This window comes from Methylomonas rivi (assembly GCF_024505165.1).
Lineage (GTDB): Bacteria > Pseudomonadota > Gammaproteobacteria > Methylococcales > Methylomonadaceae > Methylomonas > Methylomonas rivi.
Genome location: NZ_JANIBK010000017.1, coordinates 30,436 through 49,739 on the forward strand (window position 1 = coordinate 30,436; position 19,304 = coordinate 49,739).

The following is a 19,304-nucleotide window of genomic DNA, read 5'->3' on the forward strand; positions in this document are numbered from 1 at the left end:
GCCATCAGATGTTCAACCAGTTTTGCGGTTGCAAATAGCTGTCGTAAAGTTCGGCTTCCGGACTGCCGGGTTCCGGTTGCCAATTATACCGCCAGCGGGCGGCCGGCGGCATGGACATCAAAATCGATTCGGTTCTGCCGCCCGACTGCAGACCGAATAGAGTGCCCCGGTCGTAAACCAGATTGAATTCGACATAGCGGCCGCGCCGATAAAGCTGAAAATTGCGCTCCCTTTCCCCATAGGCGGTAGTTTTACGCTTTTGCACGATGGGCAAATACGCCGGAATATAGTGGTTGCCGACGCTTTGCATGAAACCGAATGCGGTAGTGAAATCCGGCTCGTTCAAGTCGTCGAAAAACAGCCCGCCGACGCCGCGGGTTTCGCCCCGGTGTTTCAGGAAAAAGTACTCGTCGCACCATTTTTTATAGCGGGCATAGACGTCCGCGCCGAAAGGCTGGCACGCTTCGCGGGCGGTCTGGTGCCAGTGCACGACGTCTTCCCGGAACGGATAAAACGGCGTTAAATCGAAACCGCCGCCGAACCACCAGATGGTGGGTTCGCCTTCCTTTTTGGCGATGAAAAACCGCACATTGGCATGCGAAGTGGGCACATAAGGGTTGCGGGGGTGCATCACCAGCGACACGCCCATGGCTTCGTATTGGCGATTGGCCAGTTCCGGGCGCTTTGCGGTCGCCGACGGCGGCAAACTAAAGCCGTAAACATGGGAAAAATTCACGCCGCCCTGCTCGAACACTTCGCCATCCGTCAACACCCGCGTGCGCCCGCCGCCGCCTTCTTCGCGCCGCCAGGCATCCTCAACGAAACGCGCGCTGGGTTCTGCCGTTTCCAACGCGGCGCAAATTTGATCCTGCAGATTCAGCAAATAATTTTTGACTTGGGAGATGTCGTTTTCGGTCATGATAAGGCTGGCTACTGTCGGTAATCGTCGAAGCAGGCGAAACTAACAGCTTTTGCGGGGTTTGCGCAAATCAATACGCATTCGGAATGCTATACCGGTCCGGCCCATGCCTCTGCAATACCATGGCAAGCCGGATGCCCAAATGCATGCATTTGGGCTAAAACATAAAACGCTATTGGATATGCCCTAAGCAGCAGGCCGTTTTATGCTTGTTTGCGTTGAACGACTCCGCCTTATTTGACGATTTCCGCGGCGGCGGCTTTTAATTTGGCTTCATCGGCCTGAATGGATTTCATCATCGGATTGGTAGAGCTTTTAGCGCCCGCCACCAAGGCATCGGCGGTTTTAAACTTGGTTTTTAGCGCGTCGACGGCCGGTGCGACCGAACCGTTGTGGCAACCTTTGCAAGTATCCGCGGCGCCGGCGACCGCCAGGGACGGCAGCAAGCCGACCAAAGCCAGTATGGTGAGTGCCAATAGATTTTTTTTCATTCCAGTCTCCTCGGTTTTATAGTTGTTATGTATCTTTAGAGGTAACGTTCGAACGCTTTCTCGCTGATGTCCAAACGTCTGATGCGAATGGTTTTATCCCTCCGCGAAAAAATTTCTATCACAGCCTTAATTTCGATGCAAATTCTTTACGCTTACCGGGCCGTCGTTCTCCGGCAACCGGCAAGCGGTCAATCCGCTCCTTTACGGCTGATGGGTGTATTAAAAGCGCGAGACTCCCGGCCATCAACCCGAATGCGGCCGCATCGGCATCGTTATTCCGAGCATCCGGTTCGGGAGTTACACTGCCGCTAACCGGCGCGGTTAACAGAAACGAATCGCCTATTTTCTGCGGGAATGTAAGGTTGAGGAACGCGTGAAGATTGTCCAGCTCCGCCGCCAAGATTTTCGCGGATGCGCCGGCATAATCATTGCTTTCGCCGACACCTAACAGGGAAACCGCGCTACCGGAAAGCGTTTCGACAGGGCTATTGCTATTCCGTGCAATAGACGAAATGAAATCCAAATTGGATTGATAGATGCTGCCGGTTAAGGGTAAAACAGGATTGAATGTGGTTGCGGCCAAGCCGCTGATCGGCAAAAGAGCCCTGCACAGCCAGCTCTACGGTAATATCCGCTCTTGTCGGCGGACTGGGATTTGCCGGTCCGATTAACGTTGTATTTAAACTTAAAGCGCCCGGAGATCGTTATGAATTCGAAATTTAGCTATCGCTTATTACCCTTATTGATCATGGCGGCGCCGGTATTGGCCGTCGACGCCGATAATCCGCACGATCTGCAAGAAAGCCGCCGGATTGCGCAGGGCTTCGTGCAGCGCCTGGGCGGCACCTTGAAACAGCAATTGGCAACCGCCGGTCCGGCCGGCGCGATCGGTGTTTGCAAACATGTCGCGCCGGCCCTGGCGGCGGAGTATTCCCAGGACGGTTTTCTGGTCGGCCGGGTATCGCTGAAAACCCGCAACAAGACGCTGGGTACTCCCGATGCCTGGGAGCGCGCCATACTGGAAAAATTCGACCAGCAACAGGCGCAAGGCAGCGCGCCGGCGGAAGTCAGCGAGCTAACCGAAGACGCCGACGGCCGCTGGTTTCGCTACCTAAAACCCATACCGACCCAGCCCATGTGCCTGCAATGCCACGGCCAGCCGGACGACATGGCCACCGAAGTCAAGGCAATGCTGGCCCGGGAATATCCGGACGACCAAGCCACCGGTTATCGGGCCGGCGATATTCGCGGCGCCATCACCATCAAGCGCAGGCTGGGGGACGCGGGCGAATAAGCTGTCATAAAAATGTAGGTGCGATTAGCTTTCGTAATCGCACATTTTGAAATTAACATTCCTCCGATTACGCTATCGCTAATTGGAGCTACGCGGGCTATTTAATAACTTGTTATGAGTCATGGGGAGCGAAATGACTGATCGAACGAAAATATATTGCAACACCTGCAAAGGCGAGACCAATCACGATATTAAATTAACTCATGATCAGTCATATTACGAAGAGTATGAAGATCATGGACAGAAGTTCCTTGGATACTACGAGGAAACAGAATATCGATTTATAGTCTGTAGAGGTTGTGATACTGCTACTTTAGAGGAGAAATGGACTTCTGCTGGAATGTGCGATCAAAATGGAGACAACATTTATTCCTACAATTACCACCCCAAAAGAAAGAATCTAGGTGAAAGAGAAATCAAAAAATTTCATCATGTGGATAAAAAACTAAATGAAACGTACAAAGAAATAATATCTGCTTTTGAACAAGGGCTTGGAATTGTTACAGCTATGGGAGTACGGGCATTACTCGAGGGAATTTGTGTGCTTGAGGGGATTAATGATCAAGATACTTGGGGATTAGCTAAAAAGATAGACAAGCTTAAAGAGGTTTCCAATATCCCAATTAGCATTATTGACGGTCTTAAGGGAATAAAATTTGTCGGAGATGATGCAGCTCATAGACTAAAAGCTTGCGATAAACAGAGTTTAAGCTCAGCAATCGATCTTTTAGAATCTCTTATGATTCATATGTATGAAGCGAAAATAGATCTTGAGCGTAAAGCTGAAATAATGATGAAAACTCATAATAAGGCTAATTCAGTCCAGTAGGTCACGTTGCCGCGACAGCGGTTACGTGACATTCGAAGCCATGAACTCCGACTTTGTCAGGGAACGCTCCGCGCACCCTGACCTACCGTCCGCGCGCCTAAAAATCCAGGTGACAGCTGTGATTTTTCCGATATCATCACATTGCGAGCCGGGCAACAGACCGAGGAAGTTCTTAACCAGCGCTCAATGATTCTTAAGCGATAGCTGACAAACAAATAGGAGAGAAAAGATGGCATACGAAGCAGACTTTTACGTTCCGGAAAACATAATCGGCTACACGGGAGACATTGACGATAAACCCACCGTGTATTTCAAACGGGTTGAAGCGGATGGGATGATAACCTTCGGACATATTACCCAAAACTGGTTTGACGGAACGTTCGGTGAAAGCAATAGCCCTAACGTTGGCCGGGAAGAGGTGCGGTCCGCCAAAGACTATACTATCGAGAATGTGAATAATGCCATGCTGGAGCAAGCGCCCAGCATCAACTTTCGTCATCCGTCCCGCAGCAAGATTACCCTGTTGGACAGGGCATCGAAGGCAAGTACCAAGTACAAGTTGAGCCTTGCGATAGCAAACTTCACCTGCCAAAAGCATTGGGAACGCCTCACGGACAATGAAAAAGAGCAATTCGCCAAGGGGGCGAAATATCTCCACAGTAAAAAACCATAAGCCCCGTAAGTCGGAGCCGACCGCGCCTTGTAAGGAACGGTCGGCAACGGCTCCTGGCTTACCCGACTTCCCTCATAATCACGGTAAACCAATCTCCGCTTGCAGCCGCCCTGCTCGGACTGTATCGTTGCCGGTTTGAACCTTACGCCGCAACCCGCATGTCCGCACATTCCGCCAACACTCTGATTCTGGTCGACGGCTCGTCGTTTTTATTCCGCGCCTTTCATGCCGTGCCGCCGTTGAGCAATGCCCAGGGCCTGCCGACCAATGCCGTTTACGGCGTCTCCAACATGCTGCGCAAATTGATCAACGATTACGACACGCCCTACGTCACGGTGGTATTCGACGCGCCGGGCAAAACCTTTCGGCACGACTTATACGATCAATACAAGGCGCACCGGCCGCCGATGCCGGACGATTTACGGGTGCAGATTCAACCTTTGCACGACTTGATTCGGGCGCTAGGTCTGCCGCTAATCATCGAACACGGCGTGGAAGCCGACGATGTACTGGGCAGTCTGGCGCAAAATGCCGCCCGGCAAGGCTTCCATGTGGTGATTTCCACCGGCGACAAGGACATGGCGCAACTGGTCACCGAACAAATCACGCTGGAAAACTCCATGACCAACACCCGCATGGATATTGCCGGTGTGGTGGAAAAATTCGGCGTCAAACCCGAGCAAATTATCGACTATCTGGCCTTGATGGGCGATACGGTGGATAACATTCCCGGTGTGCCCAAGGTCGGCCCGAAAACCGCCGCCAAATGGCTGCAGCAATACGACACACTGGACAACTTGATTGCGCATGCCGACGACATCAAAGGCAAGATCGGCGACAATTTGCGCGAGGCTTTGTCGCAACTTCCGCTGTCGCGGCAATTGACCACCATTAAATGCGACACAGCCTTGCACTACAGCCTGGACGATTTGAAACGCCGGGAGCCGGACATCGCCGCGTTGAAGCAACAGCTGGGGCATTTGGGCTTCGGCAGCTGGTTGAAGACTTTGAACGGCAATGGCTCAACGCCCGCTACAATGGACGAAGCTCAATCGGCCTCCTCAACGGAGAAGCCGCCGGCTTCCGCGGCAAGCCGCGATTATCGAACCGTCCTCACCCAAGCCGATTTCGATGCTTGGCTGGATAAACTCCGGCAGGCCGAACTGTTTGCCTTCGACACCGAAACCACCAGCCTGAATTACAGCGATGCCGAAATCGTCGGGATCTCGTTCGCGGTGGAAGCGGGGCAGGCGGCCTATGTGCCGTTGGCGCATGATTATCCCGAGGTTCCCGTTCAATTGGACAGACAAACCGTACTCGAGGCGCTGCGGCCACTATTGGAAGACCCGGCAAAACCCAAATTGGGTCAAAACCTGAAATACGACGCCCACGTGCTGGCCAACCACGGCATCAGCCTGCGCGGCGTCCAACACGACACCATGCTGGAATCCTATGTATTGAACAGCACCGCCAGCAAACACAACATGGACGATCTGGCCAAGCATTATCTGGGCGTGGACACCATTCATTTCGAGGACGTGGCCGGCAAGGGCGCCAAGCAGATCGGCTTTCAGGAAGTGCCGATCGAACAGGCCGGACAGTATGCGGCGGAAGACGCCGACATCACGCTACGTTTGCACCAAACTCTGTCGGCGCAATTGCAACAGCTGCCGCGTTTATGGGATTTATACAAAGACATCGAAATTCCGCTGATAGACGTGCTGGTGCGTATCGAGGAAAACGGCGTACTGATCGACAGTGCCATGCTGGATCAGCAAAGCCTGGAGCTGGCCAATCGCATGATAGGTATCGAACAACAGGCCCACGATCTGGCCGGCTCGGCGTTTAATCTGGGTTCGCCGAAACAAATTCAGGAAATTTTGTACGACCGCCTGAACCTGCCGGTGCTGAAAAAAACCCCGAAAGGCCAGCCGTCCACCGACGAATCGGTATTGCAAGAACTGGCCGTGGATTATGCCTTGCCCCGGCTGATTCTGGAATTTCGCGGCATGAGCAAGCTGAAATCCACCTATACCGAAAAATTGCCGCAGCAGATCAACCGCAGGACCGGGCGGGTGCATACCTCTTACCACCAAGCCGTGGCCGCCACCGGGCGCTTGTCGTCGTCCGACCCCAATTTGCAGAACATTCCGATCCGCAGCGAAGAAGGCCGCAAAATACGCCAGGCCTTTATCGCCCCTACGGGCTACAAAATCGTCGCCGCCGACTATTCGCAAATCGAGCTGCGCATCATGGCGCACTTGTCCGGCGACGCCGGCTTGCTGGCGGCATTTTCGCAGGGCGTGGACGTGCACAGCGCCACGGCGGCGGAAGTTTTCGAAGTCGATCTGGATCAAGTCACTCACGATTTACGTCGCTCCGCCAAGGCCATTAACTTCGGCTTGATTTACGGCATGTCGGCTTTCGGCCTGGCGCAACAGCTGGGATTGTCCCGCAACCAGGCGCAAGCCTATATTGATCTATACTTTAGCCGCTATCCCGGGGTGAAACTGTACATGGACAACATCCGCGAACAAGCAAAGCAACTGGGCTATGTAGAGACCCTTTTCGGCCGCCGCCTGTATTTGCCGGACATCAACGCCCGCAACGCCGCGCAACGCCAATATGCCGAGCGCACCGCCATCAACGCGCCGATGCAGGGCACCGCCGCCGACATCATCAAGCGGGCCATGATTGCCTGCGATGCCTGGATACGCGACAGCAAGGCCGATGTAAAAATGATCATGCAGGTGCATGACGAGTTGGTGTTTGAAGTAGCCGAAGCGCAATTGGCCGGCTGCATGGCCGAGATTCGCGGCATCATGTCGGCCGCGGCCGATTTACAGGTGCCGCTGCTGGTGGAAGTGGGTTGCGGCGAGAATTGGGACCAAGCGCATTAACGGGGGATTAACGTTTTGACCAGCCTGGATGAAGAGCAGTTATTGGCATTTGTCGACAAAATGCCTGCCTTCCGCGGTAGCGTACAGCGTTTGCTGGTGTTGGCGGCCGATCTGGATGCCGATAGCCGGGAAATCGTCCAGGTGATCGAAACCGACCCGTTGATGACGGTGAAAATTCTGAAAGTGATCAATTCGCCGTTCTATGGCCTGGCGCAAAAAATCAGCTCCGTGCAGCGCGCGGTGGTGCACCTGGGTATCAACACCATTAAGAACCTGGCCTTGTCGGTGGCCGCCATCGGCGTATTACCCAGCCAAAACCAAGCCGGCTTCGATACGCACGCCTTCCTGTTGCATTCTTTGACCAGCGCCGCCCTCTGCAAACTGTTGGCCGAACGCCTGAACGTTTCGTCTATGCAAAGCAGCGATTATTTCGTGGCCGGCTTATTGCACGACTTCGGTAAGATCGTGTTCGCGGAATTTATACCCGCCACCTATAAACAGGTTTTGCATGCCGCTCGCGCACAGGAAATAAACCTGTTTCAGGCAGAGCTCGATCTTTTGGGTACGGACCATAGCCGGGCCGGCAAGCTGCTGGCGCAGCATTGGGGTCTGGCCGATGAATTGATCGAAGCCATCGACCACCACCACAGCGAACATCGGCATACGCAGTTGGGCGACTGCCTGTTCGCCGCCAATCAAATCAGCAAAAAATTGCAGTTCGGTTTTGCCGGCAACCCGGTAGTCGATGAATTGCCGCCCGGCACGGCGCGCGTTTTCGGCATGAATTTGGAGGGTTTGATCGCCGACCTGGGCGACCTGTCTCCGATCAAAAACGAAGCCTTGGCTTTTATCGATTAGGCGGGGCGGGCGATGAAATTCAAATTTTGGGGCGTCAGAGGCTCCATTCCCACCCCCGGCCCCAACACTGTCGAATACGGCGGCAACACCACCTGCATCGAAGTCAAAAACGCCAGTAACGATCTGTTGATTCTGGATGCCGGCACCGGCATTTTCGCCTTGGCGCAAACCCTGGGGCAGGCGCCCGTCGTCGCGCACATTTTGATTACCCATACCCATTGGGACCATATTCAGGGCCTGCCGTTTTTCCTGCCCTTGTTGTCCGCGCAAAATCAAATCCACCTTTACGGCGGCATGGACCCGGTCACGCAGCAGGGTATCGAAAGGGCTTTAACCGTCCAGCTGCAATACAGCTACTTTCCTATCATCGAATCGCAGTTGAAAGCCGAGGTGCATTACCACACTCTCAGGCCCGGCGAAGCCTTACAAATCGGCAGCACCAAAATCACGCCGACGGTATTGAACCACCCGGTATTGAATCTAGGGTACCGGCTGGACGATAGCGACGGCGGTTCGCTGTTTTTTACCGGCGATTACGAAGCCCCTTGCAACCTCTATTCCGCCGACGATCCGGACTACGTTTCCAACCAGCAATTTATCGAAGCCAGATTGCGCGAAGTGCATGCCGCCATGCGGGGCGTGGACGCGCTGATAGTGGATTCGTCCTACACCGATGCCGAATACGTTAAAAAAGCCGGCTGGGGCCATGGCACCTATGGCGCCGCCTTACAACTGGCCCGGCAGGTACAGGCGAAAAAACTGTTTTTGACCCACCATGAACCTACCCGTAGCGACCGGGAATTGGAAGCGATTTTTCGGGATGTCCTGGCCAAGGCCGGCCCGACGGATTTTGAGATTGCGCTGGCTCGGGAAGGCGTCGAGCATGTATTGCGCTAAGCCGGTTTTTCAGCCGTATTGAACCCGAACCATTCGTCCAGCAGTTGGTGAATATCCTCGACACCGGTTTTATTCAAGGCGGAAAACAACTGCAAGGTCACGGTAATGCTGCTCCGGCCCAATTCCCGCTGCACGGCCAGCAGGGTGTTTTTGGCGGCGCCGAATTTTAACTTGTCCGCCTTGGTCAGCAAAATATGCAAAGGTTGACCGGTATGCTCGCACCATTCCACCATTTGCCAGTCGAATTCGGTCATGGGGTGGCGGATGTCCATTACCAACACTATGCCGCAGAGGGCTTGGCGGTTTTTCAGGTAGTTTTCCATCATTTTTTGCCAATCGCGCTTAACCGCCACCGGCACCTTGGCGTAGCCGTAGCCGGGCAAATCGACCAGCTTGCGTTGTGCGTCTATTTCGAAAAAATTCAGCAGCTGGGTGCGGCCGGGGGTTTTACTGACTCTGGCCAATGCGGTTTGCTGTACCAAGGTGTTGATGGCGCTGGACTTGCCGGCGTTGGAACGCCCGGCAAAAGCGATCTCCATGCCTTGATCGGGAGGCGCATCCTGCAAGCGGGGCGCGCTGTTGATGAATTTGGCCTGATGGTAGATTGGATTCATCGCTGTCTCGCTTAAGGGTTATAAATCGGTTAGAATCCGGGCATTATAGCGTCCGGCAGTATATTTAAGGCTGCTTGTCGTCGATTAACCTTCCTGAACAGGGGCCAATAATGATAAAAAAACTGCTGACTGTTTCCATTGCCTTGGCGCTTGCCACCAGCACCGGTTTTGTTTATGCGCAAGGTAATGCCGGCGCGGGTAAAGAAAAAGCCGCGTCTTGCGCGGGTTGTCATGGCGAAGACGGCAACAGCATGATGCCGGGCTTTCCAAAACTTGCCGGCCAACACCAGGGTTATCTGGTCAAGCAATTAAAGGCTTTCAAGGGCGGCGAGCGTATTTCGCCGATGATGGCCCCGCTGGCGATGGGGCTTGACGAGAAGAGCATGGAAGAGATTGCCGCTTATTACGCTTCGCAAAAAATCTCCACCAACCCCGCCCCTGTTTTACCGGCCGGCGATGAAGACGATGATAAAGCGGCCAAAACCGATGAGGAAAAGCAAGCCGAGCTGGCTAACTTGATCGAGCAGGGCAGCGATTTATACCGCAACGGCAACATCGGCCGCGAAGTCTCGGCTTGCGTGGCTTGCCACGGCCCGTATGCGGAAGGCAATAAACCGGCCGCGTACCCGGCCTTGCATTCTCAACATGCCGACTATTTGATCAAAACGCTGACCGACTTTAAAAACGGCGCCCGCAGCAATAACCGCGAAAACATGATGCATATGATCGCCAAAAAAATGACCGATGAAGACATCAAAGCCGTGGCCTACTACATCTCGACCATGAAATAACCGGCCACGGTTAGCCGCTCCGGCGGATTCGGCCGCCGGAACTCAATAAATCCCCGTCTGGGACGGGGATTGTAAGAAAGTCCTTAGTTCATGCCGCAATCGACCTTTCCTATTCTGCCGCGCTTTTCAGGTTCGATGAACCTGGCGATTGCCGTAGCCGCGGCGATAGGCACGGTGGTGCAACAAAATCAGCCTTATCCCGATTATGTTTTGAAATTCGGGCCGTTCAATGTCAATCCCGATCCCGGTGGCGAGAAAAAATTCGTCAATCTCGGCCCCAGCTTCCAATACAAGCTCCGCCAGGCCGACGAATATCCGACCTTGCAACCCCACGGACGATTGTTCTATCTGCGCGGCGGTCGGCATTCAACCCTTAATACCGGCCTTGAACAGTTATTGGATGAAAATCCACGTATCGGCTAATTTCGTCGGTTACGGAGCATTTTCCCTGGCGGCCATGATAGGCTTGGTATATGTATTAAAATGCCGAATCGGGGCCGCCAATCCGGCGGGGGCATTATCCGTCAGACTGCCGGAACTCGCTTTGTTGGACGGCTTGATGCATAAAGCATCGCCTTGGGATTTGCTTTTTTCACTCTGGCAACCATACTCGGTGCGTTATGGGCGGCGGAGGCCTGGGGCGGCTATTGGTCCTGGGACCCTAAGGAAACCTGGGCGCTGATCGTCCTGGTTGAATTACGCCGCCTGGCTGCACATGCGGCCGACCAAGGGCTGGAGCGGCAAACCCATGGCCCGGTGGGCGATAATCGCTTTTTTGTCACCCTGTTTGCGTTTCTGGGCGTGAACATGTTTTTATCTGGTTTACATTCTTACGGAGAACTTTGATGTTGAAAAAAATTGCATTCCTGGCGCTGTTTTGCTTGACCGGTTTAGCCCGCGCGGAAGGCGGCTACGAAGCCGTATCGCCCGCGCAGCCGGTACAAAATCCGGACAAAATCGAAGTCATCGAGTTTTTCTGGTATGGCTGCCCGCATTGCTACAGTCTGGAGCCTTCCTTGGCGGCTTGGCTGAAAACCAAGCCCGCCAATGTCGAGTTTATCCGCCAGCCGGCCGTTTTCAGCGATTTGTGGGGCAAGCACGCCAAGGCCTTTTTTACCGCCGAAGCCTTGGGTGTGGGCGAAAAAGTCCATGCCGATTTTTTCGACGCCATTCAAAACAAAAAACAAAAACTGACCTCGGAAGACGAACTGGGCAAGTTCTTTGCTGCTCACGGGGTAAAGGATGAGGATTTCCGCGCCGCCTACAACTCGTTTATGGTCGACGCCAAAATGCGCCAAGCTGAAACCATGGCGGCCCGCTACGGCATCAGCGGCGTACCGGCCATCATCGTCAACGGCAAGTACAGAGTAACGGCAACCACCGCCAAATCCCAGGAAAATATGATTGCCGTTACCAGTCAGCTGATTCAACAGGAATCGCAAGCCAAATAAATCCGCCGGTTTTATTGCGTCTTTGCCGGCCACTTTTGTTGCCGGCAATTCGTTATCGGTAGACTATAATCACACATCGATTGCCGTTTATTCCGAGGTAATAAGTCTTCATGAGCTTTTTCAAAACTAAGGATGATTTGCCGGTCAAGTGGAAGGAAAAATACTTCGACTTGCTGGACAGTCAGGAAAAACTTGAGAAAGAATATAAAACCAACCAAGACTTGCTGTGCAAAACGATTATCCGCTTCGCGCTGGCCGCCAAGGGTTTCAACAAGACGCTTGATCCGCATTTGGATCGTATCCGCGATTTATTAAAAGCCGGCATAAAAACCCAACCATTACGCACCGAGCTCGAAGTGTTTTCCAATGCCCTAATGGCGATGGAGGACCATTCGAGCAGCAGCCAAGTCGATGCCTCGCTGTTATTCGACTTTTTGGCCGCCCATTTTCCCGGCCGTTTAGCCGAGCTGCGGAAAATTCGCCAGAGTTATGACGCGCGCGAATTTATTAATCCGCAACGCTTATTCATAGCCTTGGCCGAAATTCTGGAGGGCGATAATACTCCGCCGGAAGCAGACGATTTTGCCAACGAGCTGGCATTGGCGGACACAAAAGCGATTAGCCAACAGCTGCTTGGATTGTTGGAAAACGCCGATTTGCCCCTGGAGTTTCTCGACGAGGGCAACAACCTAAGGCTCCGCTTGCAAAGCGGCCAACCGCTCGGCCCGGTATTTGAAGACGCCGTTAACCTGCTGCTCGCGATTAAAAAACATCTGCAGCTTGAGCAACAGGAAATGGCGGATTTTCTGTCGTCTTTAACCGAAGAATTGGCCGAATTGGGTTTAATCGCCGCGGGCGTGAATATCGCCGCCGAAGATGCGGAGAAAAAACGCAACAACCGGGAACAAGATGTCGCGGCGCAAATGGCCGATTTACAGAAAAAATCCGCAACCGCCACGCAGTTGGAGCCCTTGAAACAACTGGTCAGCATCCGTTTACACGGTATTAATCAGCAACTGCAATCGTATGCCTTGCAGGAACAATTCGAACGAGAGAAAACCCAAAAAGAATTAAGAAATCTGCTGCAGAAAATCAGAGAAATGGAAACGGAAACAACGGAACTGCAATCCCGGCTGGAAGCGGCTCAAAGCAGAGCAACGCGCGATCCGTTAACCAATTTGCCCAACCGGCTGGCTTTCGAGGAGCGGCTGACCGATGAGATCGCCCGCTCCCACCGTTATGGCACCACGCTGATTTTGGCGGTATGGGACATCGATTTTTTTAAAAACATCAACGATACTTACGGTCATAAATCCGGCGACAAAGCCTTGCAGGTGATTGCCAAGTTGCTGTCCAAGCATTGCCGGGAAGCCGATTTCGTGGCGCGTTTCGGCGGCGAGGAATTCGTTATGCTGCTGCCGGAAACCACGCTACCGTCGGCTTTGAAAATGGCGGATAAATTGCGGGAAAACATCGAAAAGAGCAGCTTCCACGCCAACGGAGACAGGCTATCCATTACGCTGTCTTGCGGAATTGCTCAATATAACAAGGGAGATGACAATGAGTCGCTATTTATTCGGGCGGACGGTGCCTTGTATCAAGCCAAACAGAATGGCCGCAATCGATGTATAGCCATATAAGCTGACATGCGATGAGCGCCCTGCCCCCCCCCCCGCATCCCGACCAAGAAAAACTGCTTTATAAGCTGGTAATACAGTTTTTAATTTTTTGTCAGGGCAGCCATAAATTATTGGAACCGCATTTGCTGCAGATCGGCAAGCGCCTGAAATCCGGCGCCAACTTGAACGAGTTGACGCCCGAATTACAGGCGATTTCCAAAACCTTGCTACACATTTCCAAACAGCCCGAGGCCGACAAAAAGGACACGGGCGAAAGCCGGCAAAATAATTATTTATTGCAGCGCCTGGACGAGCTGCTGGCCGATAGCGATGTGCCCCTTCGCTTTCAACAACAGAAAGCCGCGCTAAGGCAACGCGTCAAAACCAACGCGGACGACCAGTCATTCAATAAAGTCATCGATTCGGCGGTGGCCTTGCTGGTCGATATCAAGGACTACGCCGTATCGGAACAAAAGGATATCGGGGGGTTTTTAACCCAGTTATCCACCCAATTAGGCGAACTCGAGCAACACGTGGAAATGGTCGGGTATTCCAATCAACTGTCTTTCGATCAACGCCAATACCTCGATGTAGAAATTAACCAGCAACTCGGCGACATCAAAGACGACACCCGCCAAGCCGAGGAATTAGCGGCATTAAAAACCATTACCGGCGAGCATCTCGACCGTTTAATGATGCAATTGATGGAGCACAAACAACAGGAAGGCGAAAGGCAGCTGCAGGCACAACAACAAATTGCCTTGATGACGGAAAAGCTGCAAGCGCTGGAAACGGAAACGGAAGCCCTGCGCACCAAGCTTAAAATCGAACACGACCGGGCGCTGTGCGATACCCTGACGGGGCTGCCGAACCGGTTGGCATATATGGACCGGGTGGAAATGGAAGCGAACCGCTGGAAGCGCTATCACGCCCCCTTGTCGTTATTGATTTGGGATATCGATTATTTCAAGCCCGTCAACGATAACTACGGCCACAAGGCCGGAGACAAAACCCTGATCCTGGTCGGCCAGTTGCTGCTGAATAATTGCCGTTCGACAGACTTCGTCGCCCGCTACGGCGGCGAGGAATTCGTCATGCTGATGCCGAATACCCAGGCCGTCCAGGCGTTCGCCATGGCGGAAAAAGTCAGGGCCTTGATAGAAAAATGCGGGTTTAATTATAACGGCGAAATGATTAATTTAACCATCAGCTGCGGTATCAGCGAGTTTGGCTCCGGCGACCAGCATGACGAAGTGTTTGTGCGCGCGGACCAAGCCTTATATCAAGCCAAGCAGGCCGGCCGCAACCGTTGCGTGGTTTATCGAAACGACCCTAATCTCCCGCCGGCTTAAAGGATCGAAACTCAACGGCCCGAAAATGCCGGCGTATTGCTCCAACGCTCATGTTGCTGGGCCGATAGGCATGCATCGAAAATAGCGATCGCCTCGTCGCAGCTGATGATTTCCTGCCGGCTATCCAGAATAAAGTTCGCCAAACTCCGAATGCAGGCCCAATGCCGCGGATGGTCGATGAAGCGGTAGGCCTGTGCGAGCAATTCCGCCAATTTTTTTTCGCGATGCGGCTTGGAGGTGATGAAATACTCCAAATAATATTGCGCTCTCTCCAAATCGCTATGCCCGCCATAATGCCGCAGCGCTTCCAAATTCATCAGTTCCAGATTAAAAATTTCGCCATCGCGGATAGCGACATGTTTGGCTTCGGCGAGAGGCCCCACCAGCAAGTTGACCACGTCGGCTTCGTATGCGCGTTGGCAACTGTGCTGGCCGGTACCGGTCATGGAAGAAAAACTTTCGATTACGGCAATCGGTAGATTTTGAATCAGGTTGCCATCGACTACTTTGGCGAAAAATCCGGATTCGCCGGCATGGGGTCTCTTGACTTGAATTTCGAAGAATACAGGCGGCAGCTGTTTTTGTCGGTTGCGGAGATGAATAGCGGCGGCGTGACCGGCTTCGTGAAAGGCCGTTCGGCAATGCAGCTCGTCCGGATGTACGAAAACGGCGGCGGCGACTTGATAGTTTCTTTCCATAATCGACCTCGTCCAAAAAAAGATGCGGCATTGAGCCGCATTTGAGGAAGGATATTAAAACTCTTTCCCTTAGGAGAGGGAGCGCATACAAGAGTTGCACACAGTTTAATAAACAAGTGGGACTTTGAAAATGTGACAAATTGCCGCGCACAAAACCGTCGGCAGCGCAAAAGGCGCGCGGGCTAACGTCCAACCCGCCCCCGCATTAACTTAAGCCTTGGCTCTATTGCCGTTATTCGACCAAAAAGGCAGCGTTAAAACCACTAAACACGCCAGCCACATAAGCAGTTGCCGATTATAAAGAGCGTATCCCAAGGCAAACGGTAAACCTTCCGATAGCCCGGGATGGGCTTGAATAAAATCCCTGCCATCCATAAAGGCCATGGTTTCCCCCAATACCATGGCCATCGCCGCAAAACTTAAGCCGTAGGCAATCAGACGGTCGCGCCGCCCTTGTATACTCCAGCCGCATAAATAATCGAAACTTAATCCATGGCTATTGATTTTGCCGCTAATAAGGTATCGGCAAAACAAAAGCCCCAAAATGCCGATGGCGGGAAGCGCGAATTGCTCGACCGGAAAACTCAGATAACGCCCTGCAACGGCCAAACCATAGGTTTTATAAAGCGCCAGCAATATAAAGAACAAATAGCCGTTCCTGAGCCTGCCCGCCAATACCTCATTACCCGGTTTATCATGCAGAATATCCAGGTAACGTTGAACCAACAGCGCGGCCAGCGCCACGTTTGCAACAGTCATAAAAACGGTATAGCCGCGCTGCATTCCGCTGTAACTGGTGTACCAGAGAAAATGCGCCAACGTCACCAAACAAACGCTAAACAACTGGGTAAACGCTAAAAAAACCAGCAATCGCGTCCACGCTAGGGGCCGGATTTTCTTAGCGCAAACCGCGATTATCAACCACCATATTGCTGTTGCCGCCGCCCAATGGATGGCCCAATCCGGATTTTCGTATACCGGGCCGGTCAGGGGGAAAACCGGCTTTCTATCGGCCGAAAACAAGCCCCAATTGGCACCGACCACGCCTTCTAAATTGCTTTTCCAAGGCTGGTTAAACGCCTCCACGATGTTGTAATCGAAGCCGTGCCGGGTGGCGACTTGTATCATGCCCCGGATAAATTTGGCTTCGTTGACGACACCGGGAATAGCCAAACCGCGCTGCCTACCCGCGCTGGGCCAGCCGGATTCGCCAATCAAGATCGGCTTACCCGGCGCAATGCCGCGGGCTTCGTCTTCCACCTGTTTGACGATTTTTTCCAGATGTTCCGAAGCATGCTCCACCGAAATAGGCTCGTCTTCCCAATACGGCAAAATATGGATGGTGATGAAGTCCACTTCCTTGATCAACTGCGGGTGCTTCATATACATCGACCAAACATCGGCGTAGGAAACCGGTTGTTTAACGGCCCGTTTGACTTCGCGGATATAGCCGATCAGGCGGTCGACATCCATATCGCCGCGCAACAACACCTCATTGCCGACAATCACCCGCTTGACCACATCGGGGTTGGCGTTGGCGGATTTGATCAAGGCCTCCATTTCTTTTTTATTATCCATGTAACCATAACCCAACCAGCAACCCTGGATTACCCCCAGCCCATGCTTGCGCGCCAATTCCGGCACATTTTCCATGCCGCCGCCCAAACTGGAATAGGTACGGATGCTATGCGTCTTGTCCGCCAATAGGCGTAAATCCTCCTCCACGTGTTCCCGCGGCGGAAAAACTTCTTCCAAAGGGCTATAACCCTCCCGAAAAGGCGCAAACGATAAGCTCATCAACTTGCCGGAAGGCACATCGACGCCAGCATCCTCGGGCCGGTTAAGAAACCAGGCGAAACTAGCGTGAACTAAAAGCACCAATAAGGCACAAAGCAATAATCGAGCTGAAGGCATAATTGTAAACCGACGTTTGGTTGGCGATCGTTTAAGGTGAAAAAAACCCGCAAGCAAGATTATAACGAGTTTCCGGAATGGACGTGTTTCAGCCGGCCTCGGCCGTAGTAATGAAAGACATTTTTCGAAATAATTTCTGTACTTTACCTATGGGTTCTGGTTACAGTATCGGGCTTTCCTGATATTGGAACCGTAATTCGTTATCCAATAGACTCGTGTCAATTTTTATGAGGCTTTCTATGCATAAAAAAGTTCTTCCCATTCTGTGTGGGGCCATGCTGCTGCCTATGCCACCCTTGGCCACGGCCGTAGCCGACAAATTGCCTGCTTCCAGCAATGTCGCAATAGGTACCGCGGAAGAGGTATGTTCCGATTTTACGGATCCGAAATGGCGCGATGCTCAAGTCATTGATGGCGTGGAGATTCAGGAATCAAGGATGTGCAACCCTGATAATCCCGCCGATATTGCGGCATTCGTCAAAGGCACCAACAACATCTCCATGGAAACGCTGATGCAAACTCAGCTGGCCGCCGATGCCATTACCGTCAGCAACGACATGGATGGGGACGGCGACCCCGATCATTACATCATCAAACTGGAAATCGCCGAATTAAACGGGCACTCGCCCGATTCGCAGTTGCCCACCACGACCTTCGACATTGCGCCCGGCATCCAGCCTACTTTTTGGGTCTATGCACCCAAAACCCGCGACATGTCTACGTTAAGCCTGTATGAACCGATCGCCAATCCCTTGCTACGCACGCCCTCCCCGGTGATACGGGTCGAGCAGGGCGATATTATTTGGCTAGTATTGGAAAACAGCCACTATTTACCGCACTCCATCCATTTACACGGCGTCGACCACCCGTACATGGACCACGGCGGCGAAGGTAACGACGGCGTGGGCCAAACCGGCCAAATGGATGTCATGCCCGGCAGCAGTAAAACCTACGTCATCAAACCGCGCCAGCCCGGCACGCAGTATTACCACTGTCACGTACAGCCGCACACCCATATTCCCATGGGTCTGCAAGGGATTTTCGTGGTCGAGGAAAACCGTCCGAACAACTGGGTGCAGGTTTTCAACGTCGGCGCCGGTCAGGTCAGACACCCATCGGTGGCCGTCAAGGAAAAATACGCTTACGAATACGATATGCACTACCAGTCCGCGGACAAGGAGCTGCATGAAATGGCCCGCTCGGCCAACGATCCGCGCTTGATCGGCAAACGCCTGAATCTGGAATACGACATCACCGATTCCACGCCGGACTATTTCATGCTGAACGGCCGCTCTTTCCCTTACACGCTGAGGGAATCGCTGATCGTCATGGAAGAAAACAAAAAAGCCAAAATACGCATACTTAACGGTCATGAAGAAGCCTTTGCCATGCACATTCACGGCCACAAACCCATGGCGACCCATTACGACGGTGTCGACAACGGCCCGGCCAGCTATATCAAGCGCGATGTGCACGGCATGGTACCTGCCCAGCGCTTGGACTTGGAATTGAGCGGCGTCGACGACGGCTTGAACAGCTTCGGCCAGGGCGTATGGATGTTCCATGACCACGTCGAAAAGTCGTTCACCACCGACGGCATTGGCGAAGGCGGCGATATCAGCCTTGTGGTATACAAAAACTTTTTGGATGCGAAAGGTATTCCCGAAGTGCACGGCATGAGCTTGCTGCCTTATTTCACCAAGGAATTCTGGCAAGGCAAGTATGCCGCCTGGCAGGATTACGATAAATGGAAAAGCTTGGGCTTGCCGGAAATTAGAACGGCCAAGGAAAAGGCTTTTGTCGTACCGCCGCCCTCCGCCAGCCCGACCAGCCAAGGTCAAGTCAGTGCGGCGGCGGACAAGCCGTCGTTTATCGGCCAACTGCTGTACGGCTTTGCGCTAGGCCTACTGGGCTATACGCTGTATATCAAACGCAAAGACATCATGGCTAAATTCGGCAAATAGACCGGCACCGCCGGCACCATTAAAAAACCGCGCCAACCTT

At 53.1% G+C, this 19,304-nt stretch carries 18 protein-coding genes; 13 read left to right on the forward strand and 5 right to left on the reverse strand.

What is annotated here, in order from left to right:
- Nucleotides 1-4: 4 nt before the first annotated feature.
- A complete protein-coding gene (gene hemF / locus NP596_RS05180) occupies nucleotides 5-919 on the reverse strand; it encodes an oxygen-dependent coproporphyrinogen oxidase (protein WP_256614204.1) in 915 nt (304 codons plus the stop codon).
- A gap of 233 nt (nucleotides 920-1,152) precedes the next feature.
- Complete coding sequence (locus tag NP596_RS05185) at nucleotides 1,153-1,410, reverse strand: hypothetical protein (protein WP_256614205.1); 258 nt, start codon at nucleotides 1,408-1,410, stop codon at nucleotides 1,153-1,155.
- Nucleotides 1,411-2,116: 706 nt separating this feature from the next.
- On the opposite strand from NP596_RS05185, the gene NP596_RS05190 reads away from it, so the two are divergent.
- The 6 genes from NP596_RS05190 (at nucleotide 2,117) to NP596_RS05215 (ending at nucleotide 8,861) form a co-directional block, all read left to right on the forward strand.
- On the forward strand, nucleotides 2,117-2,704 hold the full coding sequence (locus NP596_RS05190; protein WP_256614206.1) for a Tll0287-like domain-containing protein: 588 nt from the start codon (nucleotides 2,117-2,119) through the stop codon (nucleotides 2,702-2,704).
- Nucleotides 2,705-2,837: 133 nt separating this feature from the next.
- Nucleotides 2,838-3,533, forward strand: a complete 696-nt coding sequence (locus NP596_RS05195) for a DUF4145 domain-containing protein (RefSeq protein ID WP_256614207.1) — start codon at nucleotides 2,838-2,840, stop codon at nucleotides 3,531-3,533.
- Between the two features lie 229 nt (nucleotides 3,534-3,762).
- Nucleotides 3,763-4,206, forward strand: coding sequence for a hypothetical protein (locus NP596_RS05200; protein WP_256614208.1), 444 nt, complete (start codon nucleotides 3,763-3,765; stop codon nucleotides 4,204-4,206).
- 158 nt (nucleotides 4,207-4,364) lie between these two features.
- Complete coding sequence (gene polA / locus NP596_RS05205) at nucleotides 4,365-7,106, forward strand: DNA polymerase I (protein WP_256614209.1); 2,742 nt, start codon at nucleotides 4,365-4,367, stop codon at nucleotides 7,104-7,106.
- 15 nt (nucleotides 7,107-7,121) lie between these two features.
- The gene (locus NP596_RS05210; protein WP_256614210.1) at nucleotides 7,122-7,964 is read left to right on the forward strand and encodes an HDOD domain-containing protein; all 843 of its coding nucleotides are present in this window, start codon (nucleotides 7,122-7,124) and stop codon (nucleotides 7,962-7,964) included.
- 12 nt (nucleotides 7,965-7,976) lie between these two features.
- Nucleotides 7,977-8,861 (forward strand): MBL fold metallo-hydrolase, encoded by an 885-nt coding sequence (locus NP596_RS05215; RefSeq protein WP_256614211.1) that lies wholly within the window; start codon nucleotides 7,977-7,979, stop codon nucleotides 8,859-8,861.
- On the opposite strand, the gene yihA is transcribed toward NP596_RS05215, so the two are convergent.
- Complete coding sequence (yihA, locus tag NP596_RS05220; RefSeq protein ID WP_256614214.1) at nucleotides 8,858-9,475, reverse strand: ribosome biogenesis GTP-binding protein YihA/YsxC; 618 nt, start codon at nucleotides 9,473-9,475, stop codon at nucleotides 8,858-8,860. The two genes, NP596_RS05215 and yihA, sit on opposite strands and share 4 nt — an antisense overlap.
- A 110-nt stretch (nucleotides 9,476-9,585) precedes the next feature.
- On the opposite strand from yihA, the gene NP596_RS05225 reads away from it, so the two are divergent.
- The 6 genes from NP596_RS05225 (at nucleotide 9,586) to NP596_RS05250 (ending at nucleotide 14,688) form a co-directional block, all read left to right on the forward strand.
- Complete coding sequence (locus tag NP596_RS05225) at nucleotides 9,586-10,266, forward strand: c-type cytochrome (protein ID WP_256614215.1); 681 nt, start codon at nucleotides 9,586-9,588, stop codon at nucleotides 10,264-10,266.
- A 90-nt stretch (nucleotides 10,267-10,356) separates the two neighbouring features.
- Nucleotides 10,357-10,689, forward strand: a complete 333-nt coding sequence (locus NP596_RS05230) for a cytochrome c biogenesis protein ResB (protein WP_256614216.1) — start codon at nucleotides 10,357-10,359, stop codon at nucleotides 10,687-10,689.
- Between the two features lie 153 nt (nucleotides 10,690-10,842).
- On the forward strand, nucleotides 10,843-11,112 hold the full coding sequence (ccsA, locus tag NP596_RS05235; RefSeq protein ID WP_256614217.1) for a cytochrome c biogenesis protein CcsA: 270 nt from the start codon (nucleotides 10,843-10,845) through the stop codon (nucleotides 11,110-11,112).
- A complete protein-coding gene (locus tag NP596_RS05240; RefSeq protein ID WP_256614218.1) occupies nucleotides 11,112-11,717 on the forward strand; it encodes a thiol:disulfide interchange protein DsbA/DsbL in 606 nt (201 codons plus the stop codon). Before ccsA ends, NP596_RS05240 begins: the two co-directional genes overlap by 1 nt.
- A 110-nt stretch (nucleotides 11,718-11,827) precedes the next feature.
- Nucleotides 11,828-13,357: a diguanylate cyclase gene (locus tag NP596_RS05245; protein WP_256614219.1), complete on the forward strand. Its 1,530-nt coding sequence runs from the start codon at nucleotides 11,828-11,830 to the stop codon at nucleotides 13,355-13,357.
- An 11-nt stretch (nucleotides 13,358-13,368) separates the two neighbouring features.
- Nucleotides 13,369-14,688 carry a GGDEF domain-containing protein gene (locus tag NP596_RS05250; protein ID WP_256614221.1) on the forward strand — a complete coding sequence of 440 codons (1,320 nt, stop codon included), beginning with the start codon at nucleotides 13,369-13,371 and terminating at the stop codon, nucleotides 14,686-14,688.
- An 11-nt stretch (nucleotides 14,689-14,699) separates the two neighbouring features.
- On the opposite strand, the gene NP596_RS05255 is transcribed toward NP596_RS05250, so the two are convergent.
- A complete protein-coding gene (locus NP596_RS05255) occupies nucleotides 14,700-15,386 on the reverse strand; it encodes a hypothetical protein (RefSeq protein ID WP_256614222.1) in 687 nt (228 codons plus the stop codon).
- A 210-nt stretch (nucleotides 15,387-15,596) separates the two neighbouring features.
- Entirely contained in the window at nucleotides 15,597-17,183 is a 1,587-nt protein-coding gene (locus tag NP596_RS05260; protein WP_443192239.1) for a glycoside hydrolase family 17 protein, read from the reverse strand.
- 356 nt (nucleotides 17,184-17,539) lie between these two features.
- Between NP596_RS05260 and NP596_RS05265 the strand changes: the two genes are divergently transcribed.
- The gene (locus tag NP596_RS05265) at nucleotides 17,540-19,264 is read left to right on the forward strand and encodes a multicopper oxidase domain-containing protein (protein ID WP_256614224.1); all 1,725 of its coding nucleotides are present in this window, start codon (nucleotides 17,540-17,542) and stop codon (nucleotides 19,262-19,264) included.
- The last annotated feature ends 40 nt before the right edge of the window (nucleotides 19,265-19,304 follow it).

What these genes read in the sequence shown, in the direction of transcription:
- NP596_RS05255 (WP_256614222.1), bottom strand. Translation starts at nt 15,386, where the DNA reads ATGGAAAGAAACTATCAAGTCGCCGCCGCCGTTTTCGTACATCCGGAC.
- NP596_RS05190 (WP_256614206.1), top strand. Translation starts at nt 2,117, where the DNA reads ATGAATTCGAAATTTAGCTATCGCTTATTACCCTTATTGATCATGGCG.
- NP596_RS05245 (WP_256614219.1), top strand. Translation starts at nt 11,828, where the DNA reads ATGAGCTTTTTCAAAACTAAGGATGATTTGCCGGTCAAGTGGAAGGAA.
- NP596_RS05185 (WP_256614205.1), bottom strand. Translation starts at nt 1,410, where the DNA reads ATGAAAAAAAATCTATTGGCACTCACCATACTGGCTTTGGTCGGCTTG.
- NP596_RS05195 (WP_256614207.1), top strand. Translation starts at nt 2,838, where the DNA reads ATGACTGATCGAACGAAAATATATTGCAACACCTGCAAAGGCGAGACC.
- yihA (WP_256614214.1), bottom strand. Translation starts at nt 9,475, where the DNA reads ATGAATCCAATCTACCATCAGGCCAAATTCATCAACAGCGCGCCCCGC.
- NP596_RS05265 (WP_256614224.1), top strand. Translation starts at nt 17,540, where the DNA reads ATGCATAAAAAAGTTCTTCCCATTCTGTGTGGGGCCATGCTGCTGCCT.
- NP596_RS05225 (WP_256614215.1), top strand. Translation starts at nt 9,586, where the DNA reads ATGATAAAAAAACTGCTGACTGTTTCCATTGCCTTGGCGCTTGCCACC.
- NP596_RS05215 (WP_256614211.1), top strand. Translation starts at nt 7,977, where the DNA reads ATGAAATTCAAATTTTGGGGCGTCAGAGGCTCCATTCCCACCCCCGGC.
- NP596_RS05200 (WP_256614208.1), top strand. Translation starts at nt 3,763, where the DNA reads ATGGCATACGAAGCAGACTTTTACGTTCCGGAAAACATAATCGGCTAC.
- NP596_RS05230 (WP_256614216.1), top strand. Translation starts at nt 10,357, where the DNA reads ATGCCGCAATCGACCTTTCCTATTCTGCCGCGCTTTTCAGGTTCGATG.
- NP596_RS05250 (WP_256614221.1), top strand. Translation starts at nt 13,369, where the DNA reads ATGAGCGCCCTGCCCCCCCCCCCGCATCCCGACCAAGAAAAACTGCTT.
- hemF (WP_256614204.1), bottom strand. Translation starts at nt 919, where the DNA reads ATGACCGAAAACGACATCTCCCAAGTCAAAAATTATTTGCTGAATCTG.
- NP596_RS05240 (WP_256614218.1), top strand. Translation starts at nt 11,112, where the DNA reads ATGTTGAAAAAAATTGCATTCCTGGCGCTGTTTTGCTTGACCGGTTTA.
- polA (WP_256614209.1), top strand. Translation starts at nt 4,365, where the DNA reads ATGTCCGCACATTCCGCCAACACTCTGATTCTGGTCGACGGCTCGTCG.
- NP596_RS05260 (WP_443192239.1), bottom strand. Translation starts at nt 17,183, where the DNA reads ATGAGCTTATCGTTTGCGCCTTTTCGGGAGGGTTATAGCCCTTTGGAA.